General features: G+C 46.3%; 15 protein-coding genes. 12 read left to right on the top strand and 3 right to left on the bottom strand.

Annotated elements, in window-relative coordinates; genetic code table 11:
- Positions 1–11: 11 nt before the first annotated feature.
- The 8 genes from lysC (at position 12) to CWI78_RS01375 (ending at position 7765) form a co-directional block, all read left to right on the top strand.
- Positions 12–1352, top strand: coding sequence for a lysine-sensitive aspartokinase 3 (gene lysC / locus CWI78_RS01410; protein WP_126779535.1), 1341 nt, complete (start codon positions 12–14; stop codon positions 1350–1352).
- Positions 1353–1433: 81 nt separating this feature from the next.
- Positions 1434–1769, top strand: coding sequence for an HvfA family oxazolone/thioamide-modified RiPP metallophore (locus CWI78_RS01405; protein ID WP_126779533.1), 336 nt, complete (start codon positions 1434–1436; stop codon positions 1767–1769).
- An 85-nt stretch (positions 1770–1854) separates the two neighbouring features.
- The gene (locus tag CWI78_RS01400; protein ID WP_126779531.1) at positions 1855–2652 is read left to right on the top strand and encodes an undecaprenyl-diphosphate phosphatase; all 798 of its coding nucleotides are present in this window, start codon (positions 1855–1857) and stop codon (positions 2650–2652) included.
- An 11-nt stretch (positions 2653–2663) separates the two neighbouring features.
- On the top strand, positions 2664–3491 hold the full coding sequence (locus tag CWI78_RS01395; protein ID WP_126779529.1) for an ion transporter: 828 nt from the start codon (positions 2664–2666) through the stop codon (positions 3489–3491).
- 70 nt (positions 3492–3561) lie between these two features.
- Positions 3562–4191, top strand: a complete 630-nt coding sequence (locus CWI78_RS01390; RefSeq protein WP_244213047.1) for a YgjP family zinc-dependent metalloprotease — start codon at positions 3562–3564, stop codon at positions 4189–4191.
- A gap of 249 nt (positions 4192–4440) precedes the next feature.
- A complete protein-coding gene (locus tag CWI78_RS01385) occupies positions 4441–4881 on the top strand; it encodes a VOC family protein (protein ID WP_126779525.1) in 441 nt (146 codons plus the stop codon).
- Between the two features lie 89 nt (positions 4882–4970).
- The gene (locus CWI78_RS01380; protein WP_126779523.1) at positions 4971–7196 is read left to right on the top strand and encodes an NADP-dependent isocitrate dehydrogenase; all 2226 of its coding nucleotides are present in this window, start codon (positions 4971–4973) and stop codon (positions 7194–7196) included.
- Positions 7197–7294: 98 nt separating this feature from the next.
- Entirely contained in the window at positions 7295–7765 is a 471-nt protein-coding gene (locus CWI78_RS01375; RefSeq protein WP_126779521.1) for a hotdog fold domain-containing protein, read from the top strand.
- On the opposite strand, the gene CWI78_RS01370 is transcribed toward CWI78_RS01375, so the two are convergent.
- The 3 genes from CWI78_RS01370 to CWI78_RS01360 form a co-directional block, all read right to left on the bottom strand.
- Positions 7755–9071, bottom strand: a complete 1317-nt coding sequence (locus CWI78_RS01370; RefSeq protein ID WP_126779519.1) for a M24 family metallopeptidase — start codon at positions 9069–9071, stop codon at positions 7755–7757. The genes CWI78_RS01375 and CWI78_RS01370 overlap by 11 nt on opposite strands.
- A gap of 67 nt (positions 9072–9138) precedes the next feature.
- Positions 9139–10692: a peptide MFS transporter gene (locus tag CWI78_RS01365; protein WP_126779510.1), complete on the bottom strand. Its 1554-nt coding sequence runs from the start codon at positions 10690–10692 to the stop codon at positions 9139–9141.
- 119 nt (positions 10693–10811) lie between these two features.
- Positions 10812–11579 (bottom strand): TerC family protein, encoded by a 768-nt coding sequence (locus tag CWI78_RS01360; protein WP_126779508.1) that lies wholly within the window; start codon positions 11577–11579, stop codon positions 10812–10814.
- A 160-nt stretch (positions 11580–11739) separates the two neighbouring features.
- Here CWI78_RS01360 and CWI78_RS01355 point away from each other — a divergent pair, with 160 nt between their 5' ends.
- From CWI78_RS01355 to acnD, 4 genes are all read left to right on the top strand, one after another.
- Entirely contained in the window at positions 11740–12429 is a 690-nt protein-coding gene (locus CWI78_RS01355; protein ID WP_126780310.1) for a GntR family transcriptional regulator, read from the top strand.
- Entirely contained in the window at positions 12426–13304 is an 879-nt protein-coding gene (gene prpB / locus CWI78_RS01350) for a methylisocitrate lyase (protein ID WP_126779506.1), read from the top strand. The genes CWI78_RS01355 and prpB overlap by 4 nt, the downstream gene beginning before the upstream one ends.
- Before the next feature lie 25 nt (positions 13305–13329).
- A complete protein-coding gene (gene prpC / locus CWI78_RS01345; RefSeq protein ID WP_126779504.1) occupies positions 13330–14454 on the top strand; it encodes a bifunctional 2-methylcitrate synthase/citrate synthase in 1125 nt (374 codons plus the stop codon).
- A gap of 83 nt (positions 14455–14537) precedes the next feature.
- Positions 14538–17132: a Fe/S-dependent 2-methylisocitrate dehydratase AcnD gene (gene acnD, locus CWI78_RS01340; protein ID WP_126779502.1), complete on the top strand. Its 2595-nt coding sequence runs from the start codon at positions 14538–14540 to the stop codon at positions 17130–17132.
- Positions 17133–17134 lie beyond the last annotated feature (2 nt).

Below are 17134 nucleotides of genomic sequence, written 5' to 3'. Positions count from 1 at the left end.
AGGAGAAAACGGTGTCTTTTACTGTAGCTAAGTTCGGAGGTACGAGCGTTGCGGATTATCCCTCAATGCGGCGCTGTGCCGAAATCGTTCAGAACAATTCCTCTATTCGGCTGGTGGTTGTCAGTGCCTGTGCTGGTGTGACGAATCGGTTGGCGGAAATAGCTGATAAACGAGGCAAACAAACAGAGTCTCTGCGAAATGAAATTTATACTATTCATTCATCTATTCAGCAGAAGCTAAACCGTTCCAGCACCCTGGAAGCTTCGTTGTCTCAATTGCATGATGAACTGGAATACCACTGCCAGAAACCTACCGAAAATTGGGGTGCCTGGCGGGATGAACTACTGAGCTTTGGTGAACGTTGCTCGAGCCTCTTGTTCTCCTGTGTTCTAAATGACCAAGGCACTTTGTCTGATACGCTGGATGCGCGTCAGTTGCTGAAAACCAATAGCGCCTTTGGGCAGGCACAACCGGATGACGTTTCTACTAAATCACACTGTCTTGAGCAGAAGCAAAAGCTCGACTGCGGTTGTGTGTGGGTCACTCAGGGTTTTATTGGCTCCGATGATAAGACACAGACAACGACTTTAGGTCGCGGGGGAAGTGACTATAGCGCAGCCTTGTTAGCAGCCGGCTTTAATGCAACCGACTTAGAGATTTGGACGGACGTTGCGGGCATTTATACAACGGACCCAAGAATTTGCTCCAGCGCCCGCGCTATCGCCGAAATGAGTTTTTCAGAGGCGGCCGAATTAGCGACTTTTGGAGCAAAGATTCTACACCCCTCCAGTCTGGCACCGGCAATAAAAAATGCGATTCGGGTCTTCATTGGCAGCAGCCAGAATGCAGCCGCAGGTGGCACTTATATTTCAGCTAACCCCACAACCCGGCCTGACGTAAGAGCTGTAGCGCTGCGTCGGAATCAGACTTTAGTTACCGTTCATAGTCTTAGTATGCTGCATGCCAGCGGCTTTTTGGCACGACTGTTTGAAATACTGGCGCGCTATAATGTCAGTGTGGATTTGGTCACAACATCAGAAGTGAGCATTGCGCTGACTTTGGATGAAGGCGGAAGCATCGCAAATGGACAAGCCTTATTACCGGCCGCTGCTTTAGAGGAACTGGAGCAGTTTTGCCGCGTAGAAATTGAAACGGGGTTGTCGCTGGTGGCAATTATTGGAAATGGTATTGGTCGTGATGCTCATATCAGCCAACTCACGTTTAATACCGTGAACGACTACGCTGTGCGCTTGATTTGCCAGGGAGCGAGTGAGCATAATCTTTGCTTTCTCGTAGAAGACAGTGAAGGTGAGAATGTGATTCGAACCTTGCATGATCGGATACTAAGTTAATAATGTGTAAATAACTGTCTATTTATTGTAAAAATAAACTACAGTTAAAGAGACTCTGGCAACCAAATTCAGGTGATTATTATGAAACAATTAACATCGAAAACTCTGGCAATAACTTCAGCCTTATCTGTAGCCTCAGCAATGAGCATGGGAGCCGCACAGGCTAACCCGTTCGAAGCAACTGAACTATCGTCTGGTTATGAAGTTTCTCAGCCACAGGAAATGAAGTGCGGTGAAGGCAAGTGTGGCGAAGACAAAGAAAAGTCTAAAGAAGAAATGAAAGAGAAAAAAGAAAAGGCGAAAGAAGGCAAGTGTGGTGAAGGTAAGTGCGGCGAGGACAAGAAGAAAGAACGAGCCGAGAAAAAAGATGAAAAATCTGAAGAAGGCAAATGTGGCGAAGGTAAGTGCGGAGCCTAATCGCTTAATCTTACTTTCGTTCTGACAACGAAACTGACTATAATGCTCGCTTTCTATTTGAGCAGATTGAAGGCGAGCATTTTTAATGGATTTCTTACAGTCGATCATCCTGGGCATTATCCAGGGAATAACCGAATTTCTTCCAATATCCAGCTCTGCTCACTTAATTTTAATGCCGATACTTACCGGCTGGGACGATCAGGGCGTAGGCTTTGATCTTGCGGTTCACGTCGGTACCTTGCTTGCTGTTATTCTGTATTTTCGCAAAGACGTCAGTGAACTTTTTATTGACGGACTGCGATCTATTGCTGCTCGCCAGCATGTCGGTCAGAGCCGCTTAGGCTGGGCGGTTGTTGTCGGAACCATACCGGCCTGTATTGCCGGAATTCTGCTACTTGATTATATCGACACGACACTGAGAGCTGTGGGAGTTATCATTACCACCACGGTTGTCTTCGCTGTACTATTAGCCGTTGCCGATCGCTTTGCCCGGGGAAGCCGAACCTTGCAGGATATCGGCTTTAAAGATGCGATTATTGTTGGGCTTGCTCAAGCGGTAGCACTTATTCCTGGCACTTCACGTTCTGGCGCAACCATAACCGCTGGGTTGTTTTTGGGGTTAAGTCGGGAATCGGCCTCGAAGTTTTCATTTTTTATGGCCATTCCCATTACTGCGGCGGCTGCTTTGGTAAAGTTATTAACCATAGCCTCAGAGTCTATTGCCGTTGATTGGTTAGGCTTTCTGGTTGGTGGCATCGTATCGTTTCTAACGGCTATTACGGCTATTCATTTCTTTCTTAAGTGGCTTAATGCGTACGGTATGTGGCCTTATGTTATCTACCGTTTAGTCTTAGCGGTTGTCTTGTACTTACTATTCTTCTGAGTTGTTACTTTATGTACGAAAAAATAAAAAAGCAGTTATTTCATCTTAAAAGTAACAAAATATTTGAAGCGCTGGTGGTTGCCGTCATCATTATTTCGGCATTAGAAATTGGCGCAAAAACATACGAGTTACCAGCCTTTGCTAACAGTCTGACCTTCGGTCTGGACCTTTTTATTACGCTGTTTTTCTTAATTGAAATAACCATTCGCTTTATTGCTGAAGACCATAAAAAGCACTTTTTCAAAGACGCCTGGAATGTGTTTGATACCCTGGTCGTGCTGGTCAGTCTAATACCCATTAATGACTCGGAACTGGCTTTGCTGGCGCGCTTAGTAAGGATCTTCCGGGTACTTCGAATGATATCCATCATTCCGGAGCTAAGAACCTTAATAAACTCTTTGTTTAAAGCGCTTCCGCAGATGGGCTATGTTGTCCTGCTGATGTTTATTATCTTCTATATTTATGCCGCAGTAGGCAGTTATTTGTTTGCTGACATCAATCCGTTTTTATGGGACAACATTGCAACTTCAATGTTGACGCTGTTCCGGGTGATGACCTTTGAGGATTGGACCGATATTCAGTACGAAACCATGGAGGTTTATGGTTGGAGCTGGATTTACTACATGACCTTTATTTTCCTGACCGCTTTTGCGTTTTTAAATATGGTTATCGGTATTGTGATTAATGTTATGGATAAAGAAGGGCGTAAGGTTGAGCTTGGTCAGGAACAGGCGGAGCAGGGCAGTGTTGAGCAGGAACCGTCAATAACCGATCTGCAGCAGGAAATTAGGGAATTAAAACAACTGATAGTGGCTCAGCAAGATGCCGAAAGAAAGTAAAAGCCTATACAGCGCAAAGCTTCTTATTAACGAGATTCCCGTTACGGTTAAGAGTAAGCGGATCAAGAATATGTACTTAAGAGTGCGCGCACCTTCAGGCGATGTTGAAGTCTCAGCGCCTAAGCAGTGTTCTCTAAATGAAATTGAAAGCTGGTTGTTCGAGCGTCATGACTGGTTGATAAAACAAAGAAAAAGAATTGCCATGCAGCCAGTTCAGCCCGAGCTTCAGTTTACTTCAGGTGAAGAGCATCGGCTCTGGGGCAAGAACCATATACTGGATGTTGTGGTTAAAACACGTGGAACTTCGGTTAGGTTCATGGATGATCAGCTACAGCTGGTTTCGCTGCCACATTACAATGCGGTTCAGCGTAAACAGATTTTGGACCGCTGGTATCGAGAGCAAATTACCCGGGAAGTCAAAGCTTTACTGGATATTTGGCAACCGCGAATGAAAGCGTACAGTAGCAGTTTCGGCATCAGGGTAATGAAAACTCGTTGGGGTAGCTGCAATATACGCAGCAAAAAGATATGGCTGAACCTGGAGCTGGTTAAAAAGCCGGTTGAATGCCTTGAGTACGTGGTGGTTCATGAACTAACGCACCTGTTTGAGCGTTATCACAACGCGCGTTTCTACGCTCTAATGGATGAATTCCTCCCTGACTGGCGTGAGCGAAAAAAACTGACCAATCAGTTTACCTGAGCTCTTCTCCTCATTGATTTTGTACTATCAACCTGAACACAGATAAGCCACTTTGAAGAAACCTGTTAAGATCATTTGTAACGAATGCAAAACATAAGCAGCAGAGCCTAGGCAGAAAGTCGAATTGTTTTGTCGGTATTTCATAATCAAAATAGTAATGAACCATTGCAGGTTCTCAACCCGTATTCTGGGTAGCAGGATGGGGTTAAACCCTTTGTCGACTTTATTGAACAGCAAGGAGAGTAGTGAGTGCAATATTTACATACCATGGTGCGAGTTCACAATTTAGAGCAGTCTTTAAATTTCTACTGTGACTTACTGGGACTGCAGGAAGTTAAGCGCAAAGAGGTTGAAAAAGGCCGGTTTACTCTGGTGTTTTTAGCCGCCCCGGATGATGTTGAGCGAGCTAAAAATGAACAAGCGCCGATGATGGAGTTGACCTATAACTGGGATCCAGAAACTTATAGTGGCGGCCGTAATTTTGGTCATTTAGCGTTTCGAGTCGAAAATATCTATGAGTTGTGCCAAAAGCTCATGGACAACGGTGTCATTATCAACCGTCCTCCGAAGGACGGGCACATGGCCTTTGTTCGTTCACCGGACAATATCTCTATCGAGCTGCTGCAAAAGGGTGATAACTTGCCGCCACAGGAGCCCTGGGCTTCTATGGAAAATACGGGCGAATGGTAATTCCGGGGCAAATCCTCTATAATCTGCGCCACAAAATTACATAAGTAAGTGAATAGATTTTTACTTTGGTCCAATAAATAGGAATGACTATGTCGACTGATAAAGCAAAGATTATTTATACTGAAACGGACGAGGCGCCGCGTTTGGCAACCTATTCGTTTTTGCCTTTTATTGCAGCATTTACTAAGGCAGCCGGTGTTTCAGTTGAAACTCGCGATATTTCTTTAGCTGGTCGTATTATTTCGCAGTTTCCGGAGTACCTGACCGAAGAACAACGTCAGTCAGATGCTTTAGCTGAACTGGGCGAAATGGCGAAAACAGCAGAAGCTAACATTATTAAGCTGCCAAACATCAGCGCGTCTATTCCGCAGATGACAGCTTGCATCAAAGAATTGCAAGAACAGGGTTATAAACTGCCTGACTTTCCGTTTGACCCGCAAAGCGATGAAGAAAAAGATGTTCGTTCACGTTATGACAAAGTGAAAGGCAGTGCGGTTAATCCGGTATTACGTGAGGGTAACTCTGATCGTCGCGCCCCAAGCGCGGTAAAAAATTATGCTAAGAAGCACCCGCACCGTATGGGCGAATGGTCTAAAGACTCTAAGTCACACGTTGCGCACATGAATGAAGGCGACTTCTACAGCAGTGAAAAGTCAGTGACTTCTGCTAGCGAAGATACTTTCAAAATTGTTTTTGAAAACAATGGCGAGCAAAAAGTACTGAAAGAATCCGTACCGGTACTGGCTGGCGAAGTGGTTGATGCAGCGACGATGAGCAAAAAGCAACTGCAGGCATTCTTTGAGAAAGAAACGGCAGCGGCTAAAGAGCAAGGCGTGTTGTTGTCACTGCACTTAAAAGCCACCATGATGAAAGTTTCTGATCCAATTATGTTTGGTCATGCGGTACGTGTTTTCTATAAAGATGTTTTAGAAAAGCACGCCGATGTCATGGAAGAGATTGAGTTTGATGCAAGCAACGGTATCGGCGACTTATACAGTAAGCTGGACAAACTGACTGCAGAGCAACGCGATGCTATTGAAGCAGACATGAACGCGGTTTATGCAAAACAGCCGGAACTGGCTATGGTTAACTCTCATAAAGGTATCACTAACCTGCACGTTCCAAGTGATATCATTATCGACGCATCTATGCCGGCGATGATCCGCGATTCTGGTAAAATGTGGGATACAAATGATAGCCAGAAAGACGCGAAGGCAATGATCCCTGATCGCAGCTACGCGGGTGTTTATCAGGAAACCATTAATTTCTGCAGAGAAAACGGTGCCTTTGATCCATCCACTATGGGGACAGTACCTAACGTGGGTCTAATGGCGCAGAAAGCAGAAGAATACGGTTCGCACGATAAGACCTTTGAGATTCCGTCAAATGGCGTTGTGAAAGTATTAAACAAAGCTGGTGATGTTGTTTTTGAACACAACGTAGAGGAAGGTGACATCTGGCGCATGTGTCAGGTAAAAGACGCACCTATCCGTGACTGGGTTAAGCTGGCGGTTAACCGTTCACGTTTAAGCGATATGCCAGCGGTATTCTGGCTCGACAGTAACCGTGCCCACGATGCTCAGTTGATTAAGAAAGTTGAAGAGTATTTAAAAGAGCACGACACCGATGGTCTGGACATTCAGATCATGGCGCCGGTTGAAGCGACGCGTCATACATTACAACGTGTGAAAGAAGGCAAGGACACCATTTCTGTTACTGGTAACGTATTGCGTGACTACCTGACTGACTTGTTCCCAATTCTGGAGCTGGGCACGTCAGCGAAAATGCTGTCTATTGTGCCTCTAATGAACGGTGGCGGTCTATTTGAAACAGGTGCTGGCGGTTCAGCGCCTAAGCACGTTCAGCAGTTTGTTGAAGAAAACCACTTACGTTGGGATTCTTTAGGTGAGTTTCTTGCGTTGGCAGCCTCTCTTGAGCATTTAAGTCGCACTTTTGATAACAAACGTGCTCAAGTGCTGGCAGACAGCCTGGATGTTGCAACGGCTAAGTTCCTGGAAGAGAACAAATCACCGTCACGTAAAGTAGGTGAAATTGATAACCGTGGCTCACATTTCTACCTAGCAATGTACTGGGCAGAAGCGCTGGCTAACCAGAACGACGATGCTGAACTGAAAGAGCGTTTCAGCAAGCTGTCTGAAAAACTGTCTGGTAACGAGCAGGCGATTATCGACGAGCTGAACAAAGTCCAGGGCGTTAAAGTGGACATTGGCGGTTACTACCAGCCAAACACAGATAAGGTATCAGCAGCAATGCGTCCTTGTTCTATGTTGAATGAAACGCTTGCCAGCTTATAATTTACATAGTGTAAATAAAGCTATAAATGTAAGAAGCAGGCCTCGGCCTGCTTTTTTTATATCGACAAATTGTACCCAACCTATTTGGAGTCAAGATTTTGGCCAGTAGCAACTATCTTATTAACTTATACGAACGCTGCCTGAAACTGCCTTTTGGACGTAAGATTTTTTCGACAATGTTTGCCCGAAAAGCGCCTTACTTTAAAACGATTAAGCCGCTCATTACTGAACTAAAGCCGAACTTCTGTCAGCTGACGTTTAAAAAACGAAAGGCAGTTCAGAACCATATTGGCACTGTGCACGCCATTGCTGTATGCAACGGCATGGAAATGGCGATGGGCGCATTAGCCGAAGCGTCAATTCCTAAGCACCTGCGTTGGCTTCCGAAAGGTATGAATGTGCAGTATCTGGCGAAAACGGACAGCGATGTGACGATAGAAGCCAGTGCTTCAGAGTCCACCTGGCAACCAGGTGATCAGCCAATATCCGTAGAAGCAAAACGCAGCGACGGCACCGTTGTAGCCGCCGGACACATTACAATTTATGTTTCAGAAAAGCCTAGTCGATAAGATGAAAAGATTGCTGCCTGCCGTTTAAGTAGCTAACACCTTCACCATCAAAAAATGCGTCTTCTTCCAGCATGATGGTGATGGCTTTTTCTTCAAAAGTCGTTTTGTTATTAAGCTCGATAGAATAAGCCGTATTGGAAAACAGAGGGTATTCGCCACCGCCTGGTATAGCGTGCTGCTTATCCCACATACCAATGGTTGGCCCTGAGCCATGTCCGTAATAGCCAATAGGATGAGTATAAATCATGGGCTCCAGGTCTTTGTCTCTAGCCTCTTCTAAAGCTGCTAACAAAATATCATTGCCTGAACGTGTTTCTTTAAATTGCTTTATTAAAATATCCTGTAGCTGGTTGGCATTGGTTAGTGCTTGTTTTAGATGATCAGGCGCGTCGGATTCACCTTCCTTTAAAACGTAGGCATGTTGCTGAGTATCGGTATTTAAACGCAGGTAGGTAATGCCAAAGTCCACATGCAATAAGTCGCCGGGTTGTATGGTGAGCCCAGTTGAACGAGGATGTCCGGGTTGAGGGTCATCAATACGCTGTAGACTCACAGAAGGGTGAAACCACACCGGCAGGTTTTCTTCCGCCGCCCGTTCGCGGAACCACCACTGGAGATCTTCGGTAGTAGTTTTGCCAACTGAAACAACCTTGCTGGAGAATCCCTCCGCTATAATTTGATGAGCTAACTTAACTGCATTGCGATAATAGGGAACTTCTGCATCAATTCTCTTTTCAAGCCAGGACACGGCAAGCGGTTCGGCACTGACAATTTTATCTTTTAGGTTATCGGGCAAAGCTGCCATAAAAAGTGCTTTATCTGTTGCTGTAATCCCGTCCGCCTGAGCGAAGTCTTTCGACTGATCAATCGCAATAGAACCAGGATTACGCTCGGTAATAACTTCCGTCAGACGTTGCCATTGATTAGGTTGTTGCTCTGGGTTCCAGGCACTTTTAAACACCTCGCCAACGTTATAACGAGCTATTGCTAAGGTTTCCAGATTCTCACCATTGTCGGGGTTATGTATAACTAAGATGGTTCTCCGTCTTGCAGATAACCAGTCGCTGGGCAGAAGGGTTTTAAGAATTGGATCTTCGTTGTACTCGCGACTTATTAATACCCACATATCAATGTCATTTTGTTGCATTAACTCAGGGAGTAGTTGCTGTACTCGCTGTTGAAGAAGCTCATCAACAACTTCTGCACGTTGTTTAAGAGGTAGGGGGCTGATACTTTCTGCAAGCACGTTAGCGGAAAAGAGCGTGCTGCACGTTAGGCTGACCAGGAGAATGATTTGTTTTAGCATAAGTGCTACCGATATTAAAAAAGGGACCCGAAGGTCCCTTTCTAGCAGTTTTTCACAAAGAAGTGAATTATGGTTTTCCGACAGGCTCGTTAGCATCAATAACGGCACCGGGGTGCTCGTCTTCACCATCGTCCGGAGCCAGTTTCTCCCATTTACGAGTAAACAGAGCCAGCACGAACACAACCGCACCAACGCTGACACCAAATAAGAAAATGGTCCAGTAAAGCTCAGGCATTGCCTGTGGGTCGTCAGGGTTAAGGCCTCCCGCTATTCGGCCTGCAACGACGTTACCGATTGAATAGGTCAATACGAAGATACCCATCATTTGACCTGCCATACGTTTCGGAGACAGTTTACTCACCGCGCTCAGTGCAACCGGGCTTAGGCACAGCTCACCTACAGTATGGATAAAGTAAACCGCGACTAACCAGTATGGAGCGACTTTCATGCCACTTGCCGCTGCTTGCGACGCAAAGAACATGACAATGAAGCCTGTTGCCATAATGATTAGGCCAATCGCACTCTTAAATCCATAAGATGGGTTAATCATGCGTTTGCTTAGGTTTATCCAAAGCGCTGCGAAGAAGGGCGACAAAGCGACCAGGAAGAACGAGTTCAGTGACTGAAACCAGGTAGTTGGAATTTCAAAGTCGCCGACCATGCGATCGGTTAAGTCACGAGCAAATAAGTTGAACGAAGAACCCGCTTGTTCAAAACCTGCCCAGAACATAGTCGAAGCAATACAGACTAAGAATAATGCACCCAGCCGCTTCATTTCATCCCGGGTTAGCTTACCGAAAATGAAAACCGATAGGTAAAATAGGAAAAAGATAGCGGTGAATATAATAGAAACGCTTTCAGCAGCAGCGACTGGATTAATGCTGACATAGTTGTTTAGCGCCAGGAATGTGTAGACAGCCAAACTCGCCAGTAAAAACCAAATGATTCCCCAACTGCGTTTTGCTGCTTTCGGGCCTAGAGGTTTTGGTGGTTTCTCACCAACGCCTTTCAGTTTAGGTAACGTCAGCTTGTACTGAATAAGGCCAAGTGCCATACCAACAGCCGCTGCGCCGAAGCCCCAATGGTAACCAGCATTCTCCATCAGGTAACCGGTAACGATGTAACCGATGATAGAACCAATGTTGATACCCATATAGTAAAGAGTATAACCACCGTCGCGACGGTCGTCGTCAGAACTATATAGCTGGCCAACCATGGCGGTGATGTTTGGCTTTAATAAACCGGTACCCAGTACCACCAAAATCATACCAATAAAGAAGCCAGCCTTACTTGGTATGGCCAAGACTATGTGGCCAAGCATAATAATGATGCCGCCGTACCAGGTAGCGCGCTGTCCACCTAGTAACCTATCAGCAATCCAACCGCCAGGCAGGCCCATAAAATAAACGGCCCCGGTATACAAACCGTAAATGGCTGTTGCTGAGGCAACGGTGAATGCTATGCCGCCTTCTTGTAAGCTGGCCGTCATAAAAAGAACCAGCAATGCGCGCATACCGTAGTAACTCATGCGCTCCCACATTTCGGTAAAGAACAGGGTTTGTAAGCCCCCAGGCTGTCCGAAAAAGCTTGCGTCTTTGTCGACTATTTTTGTTGGATCCATTCTTATTATCCGTTTTTGTTATTGAAACTTCGGTCCGGTTCGACTTTGGTCTAAGCCGAAAAAAGTGGCCTTACTTTACTAGCGACGGCTGAGAAATAAAACCGAAAACGACGAAATACTCAGTTTTCGGGGTGTTTATCTCCCGGAATACTCTTGCGCAGCGCCACTGGCTCTGGCTTTTTGCGGTTCGCTCTTATTCTTAGATTGAGCATTTCAACCGCAAGAGAAAATGCCATAGCGAAATAAACATAGCCTTTGGGAACGTGAAATCCGAATCCTTCGCCGACTAAGGTCATCCCTATTAATATTAGAAAACTGAGAGCCAACATTTTGATGGTGGGGTGTTTATCGACAAAATCACTAACCGATTTGGCGGCTACTAACATAACGCCGACGGAAATAACCACTGCAATGACCATAACGCTTAACTGCTCGGCGAGGCCAACAGCGGTAATGACTGAATCAAGAGAGAACACAACATCCAAAATGGCTATTTGCACAAGAATAGAAATAAAAGACGCGGCAACCGGTGATTTTTCAGATTGAGAGTCGCCTTCCAGCGCGTGGTGAATTTCTAATGTGCTTTTGCCCAGAAGGAATAGGCCGCCTAAAAGCAAAATTAAATCGCGACCTGAAATCTCTTCTGCAAAGAGACTGAATAGCGGGTCGGTGAGGGTCATTACCCAGGTTAAAGAAAAAAGCAGGAGTAACCGGGTTCCCATAGCAAGGCCTAAACCTATGGTGCGAGCTTTATCCCTTTGATGCTCAGGTAGACGCCCAACCAGAATGGAAATAAAGATGATGTTATCAATGCCCAGTACAATTTCTAAAGCGGTTAAGGTTGCTAAGGCAATCCAGGCCTCTGGCATGGCTATCCATTCAAACATACTGACCTCTTAATTCGTTTTAAAACAATGACGTTATATTGAAAGGTATTAGTGATAAACACAATCTAATTCAGATTGTCGACAATTTGAGTTAGCCTGCCTTGCAAATACGAGTATTTTAATGGAAAATAACGCAATCAAAAATTACTGTCGACAATTAATGCAAATAGTCAGTCCTTTAGAGCGTTCAGCCATTACGTCTTCAGACAGAGTTTTGTTTGAAATACAACGGGCTATTGTTGAAGGTGATATTGCTGCGGGTTGTAAAATTAGCGAGCCGGAACTCGCTAAACGTTTTAATGTAAGTCGTGCGCCATTGCGTGAAGCCTTAGCACGACTTGAGCGTTGTCATCTTATTGAACGAATACCGAACGCTGGTGCCAGAGTGGTTACCCTGTCTCCGGAAGGATTAATTTCGTTATATCAAATTCGGGAAGAGCTGGAAGGGTTAGCTTGCCGCTTAGCGGCGGAGCAAATGCCGGAGAGCGAAATAGACGAGTTACGCCAACTGTTAGACAAACATCTCGAAACTCAAAGAGTGCGCGAAGGCGAGAGTTATTACCAGGAAGCAGGCGATCTGGACTTTCATTATCGCATTATCCTCGGCAGTAAAAACCAGTATTTAATCAATATGCTCTGTGACGAGCTGTATTACCTTGTCCGTATGTATCGAGTACAGATGGGAATGAACGGCCCGCGAGTCTCACGCGCTTTCGATGAACACAAAGCTATTATTAATGCCATCGCGAATCGCGATGGTGAATTGGCCGACTTATTAATGCGCCGCCATATTGGCGCGTCTCGTAAAAACATTGAATTACGGTTACAAACAGAAAAGGAAACCTCATGACTCAAATGACAAGTCCAGGCGCTAAATTGCGTCAAGCCATTGCCAGCGAAAATCCATTACAGATTGTGGGCACCATTAACGCATACACTGCAATGATGGCAGAGAAGGTTGGTCACAAAGCGCTTTACCTGTCTGGTGCCGGTGTGGCGAATGCGTCTTTTGGTTTACCTGATTTGGGTATGACGTCGTTAAATGATGTTTGTGAAGACATTCGTCGCATAACAGCAGCAACCGACTTGCCGCTGCTGGTTGATGCAGACACCGGCTGGGGCGGAGCGTTTAATATAGCCCGTACCGTTCAGGAAATGACACGTGCCGGCGCGGCTGGAATGCACATTGAAGATCAGGTTGCTCAGAAACGCTGTGGACACCGTCCTAATAAAGAGATTGTGACTCAGGAAGAAATGGTTGACCGCGTTAAAGCCGCGGTTGATGCACGTATTGATGACCAGTTTTTGATTATGGCGCGTACCGATGCGCTGCAGCAACAAGGTTTGGAAGCGGCTATTGAACGTGCCCAGGCTTGTGTTGACGCTGGTGCTGATGCCATTTTCGCTGAAGCCGTTCACACGCTTGACCAATACAAAGCGTTCTCCGAAGCTTTAGATGTACCGGTTTTAGCAAATATTACTGAATTTGGCGCAACGCCATTATTTAATAAACAGGAATTGGCCGATGTCGGGGTGGAAATTGTTCTTTACCCGTTAAGCGCATTCCGTGCAATGAACAAAGCGGCATTGAACGTCTACAATAGTATTTTAGAGAACGGTGATCAGAAAGCCGTTGTAGATGATATGCAGACTCGTGCAGAGTTGTATGACTTTTTGAATTATCACGACTTTGAAGAAAAACTCGACCAGTTATTTAAAAAATAAATTCGAAGATAAAGGGAACAATATTATGGCAGAGAAGAAACTAAGTGGCGCAGGTTTGCGCGGACAGTCAGCCGGCGAAACGGCATTATGTACGGTTGGTAAAAGTGGCTCAGGTTTAACCTACCGTGGCTATGACATTTCTGAACTGGCAGAAAAAGTCAGTTTTGAAGAAGTGGCTTACCTTTTAGCGAAAGGTGAGCTGCCGAATAAGCAACAGCTAACAGACTACAAAAAGCGCTTGAAGTCACTGCGTACCTTACCTCAGGAAGTCAAAGACGTACTTGAGCGTATTCCAAAATCAGCGCACCCAATGGACGTTATGCGTACCGGTTGTTCAATGCTGGGTAACCTGGAAACGGAAGAGAGCTTTGATGAAGCTGATGACCATATTGAACGTCTGTTGGCGACCTTTCCGGGTATGGTGTTGTACTGGTACCGCTTTACTCATGACGGTGTCCGTATTGATACCGACTCGGAAGAAGAGTCTATTGGTGCGCACTTCCTGCGTTTATTGCACGACGAATCGCCTTCGGAGCTGCACGCAGCAGTAATGAACACGTCGTTAATTCTGTATGCTGAGCATGAGTTCAACGCATCAACCTTTACGGCTCGCGTTTGCGCTTCAACACTGTCAGACATTCACTCTTGTGTAACCGGCGCCATTGGCTCATTACGCGGCCCACTTCATGGTGGTGCAAACGAAGCGGCAATGGAGCTGATTGAAGGCATGAAAGATGCTGATGACGCTGAACAGAAGCTGAAAGGCATGCTGGAACGTAAAGAAAAAATCATGGGCTTTGGTCACGCCATTTACCGTGATTTTGATCCACGTAACGATGTCATTAAAGCCTGGTCTAAAAAGCTGTCTGAAGAAGTGGGTGACAGCCGCTTGTACGACGTTTCTGTACGTTGTGAAAAAGTTATGTGGGACGAGAAAAAGCTGTTCCCGAATGCGGATTTCTTCCATGCATCGGCTTATCACTACATGGGTATTCCAACCAAACTGTTTACGCCAATTTTTGTGATGTCGCGTGTTACGGGTTGGACAGCCCACGTAAAAGAGCAGCGCGCAAACAACCGTATTATCCGCCCAAGCGCAGATTATACGGGCCCAGAACCGCGTAAAGTTCCAGCTTTAGAAGAGCGTTAATCGGCTCTCTAACTGATAAATAGTACAGGAGCAGTTATCGACTGCTCCTTTTTTCGTTTAACCATGACGATAAGTGGTAACTCATGACTTCATACCGTAAAAAACTCGCTGGTACCACGCTCGAGTACTTTGATACTCAAGCCGCGGTCGATGCGATTGAACCGGGTGCCTATGCGCGCCTGCCTTATACTTCCCGTGTATTAGCTGAAAACTTAGTTCGTCGTTGTCCTCAGGACATTCTGACACAATCGCTTGAACAGTTGATTTACCGTAAAAAAGAACACGACTTTCCCTGGTTTCCGGCTCGCGTGGTCTGCCATGACATTCTGGGGCAGACTGCTTTGGTTGATTTGGCTGGTTTGCGTGACGCTATTGCAGAAAAAGGTGGTGACCCCGCCAAAGTAAATCCTGTGGTGCCAACTCAGTTGATTGTTGACCACTCACTAGCCGTTGAGCACGCCGGTTTTGATAAAGACGCTTTCGAGAAGAACCGGGCTATTGAGGACCGTCGTAACGACGACCGCTTTCACTTTATTAACTGGACCAAAACCGCGTTTAAAAACGTGGATGTGATTCCTCCCGGCAACGGCATTATGCACCAGATAAACCTGGAGAAAATGTCTCCGGTAGTTCAGGTACGCGACAATGTCGCTTTTGTTGATACCTGTGTGGGTACTGACAGTCATACGCCAATGGTTGATGCCTTAGGTGTTATCTCTGTGGGCGTCGGTGGCCTGGAAGCGGAAAGCGTTATGCTGGGACGTGCATCTTACATGCGCTTGCCTGATATTGTAGGCGTTGAGCTTAGCGGTAAGCTGCAACCGGGCATTACCAGTACCGATTTAGTGTTGGAAATGACCGAGTTCTTGCGTAAAGAGCGTGTTGTTGGGGCGTATCTGGAATTTTATGGTGAAGGTGCAGAAGCCCTAACGGTAGGCGACCGTGCAACCATTTCAAATATGACACCGGAATACGGCGCGACTGCAGCCATGTTCTATATTGATGATCAAACCATTGACTACCTGAAACTGACCGGTCGTGATGACGATCAGGTTGAGTTGGTAGAGCATTTTGCCAAGGAAACTGGATTGTGGGCTGACAGCCTCAAGTCAGCCGAATATGGGCGGGTGCTTAAGTTCGATTTATCGAAAGTTAAACGTAATTTGGCCGGACCGTCTAACCCGCACTCGCTGTTACCGGCATCAGAGTTATCTGAGCGTGGTGTAGCTAAGCACATTGAGAACCCGGAAGAAGGCAAAATGCCGGACGGTGCGGTGATTATTGCAGCTATTACCAGCTGTACCAATACCAGTAACCCGCGCAATATGATTGCTGCTGGCCTCATTGCCCGTAACGCGAACAAGCTGGGTTTAACCCGTAAGCCGTGGGTTAAGTCATCGCTGGCACCGGGATCTAAAACGGTCAAAATGTATCTGGAAGAAGCTGAGTTGTTACCGGAACTGGAGGGCTTAGGTTTCGGTGTTGTGGCGTTTGCCTGTACCACTTGTAATGGCATGAGTGGTTCGTTAGACCCGAAAATACAGCAGGAGATCATTGATCGTGACTTGTTCTCCACGGCGGTACTGTCCGGTAACCGTAATTTTGACGGGCGTATCCACCCGCATGCAAAGCAGGCGTTCCTGGCTTCTCCACCATTGGTTGTGGCTTATGCTATAGCGGGGACCATTCGCTTTGATATTGAGAAAGACGTATTGGGCATTGACCCGGACGGTAATCCGGTAACGCTGAAAGATATATGGCCAAGCGACGAAGAGATTGATGCCATTGTAAAACAGAGCGTTAAACCTGAGCAATTCCGTAAGGTGTATGACCCAATGTTTGACCTGTCGGTGGATTACGGTGAGAAGAACAATCCGCTGTACGACTGGCGTCCACAAACCACCTATATTCGCCGCCCGCCATACTGGGAAGGCGCATTAGCTGCGGAACGCACCATGAAGGGAATGCGTCCGTTGGCGGTGCTGGGTGACAATATCACCACTGACCATTTGTCACCGTCAAATGCCATTATGGCTGACAGTGCCGCGGGTGAATATCTGGCGAAAATGGGCGTGCCGGAAGAGGACTTTAACTCTTACGCAACGCACCGTGGTGATCATTTAACTGCGCAACGCGCAACCTTTGCCAACCCGAAGCTGTTTAATGAAATGGTGAAAGGCGAAGACGGCAAAGCGATTCAGGGCTCGCTGGCACGTATTGAACCTGAAGGTAAAACCGTGCGCATGTGGGAAGCCATTGAACACTATATGGAGAACAAACAGCCGCTGATTATTGTGGCCGGCGCCGACTATGGTCAGGGCTCGTCACGCGACTGGGCCGCAAAAGGTGTGCGTTTAGCGGGTGTTGAAGTGATTGTTGCCGAAGGATTTGAGCGCATTCATCGTACTAACTTGATTGGTATGGGCGTATTGCCGCTGCAATTCGAAGAGGGCACAACTCGTAAGACGCTGAGTATTGATGGTACTGAAACCTTTGATGTGGAAGGTACGCCTGAGGCCGGGTCTAAGCTAACGCTGGTGATTCATCGTGCCAATGGTGACAGTGAAGAAGTACCGGTACAGTGTCGTTTAGACACCAAAGAAGAAGTATCAATTTATGAAGCTGGTGGTGTATTACAACGTTTTGCTCAGGACTTTTTAGAAGCAGAAGCAAGCTAAGG

The sequence above is a fragment of the Idiomarina ramblicola genome (assembly GCF_003987255.1).
Taxonomy (GTDB): domain Bacteria; phylum Pseudomonadota; class Gammaproteobacteria; order Enterobacterales; family Alteromonadaceae; genus Idiomarina; species Idiomarina ramblicola.
This window is presented reverse-complemented; position numbering and strand designations above follow the sequence as displayed.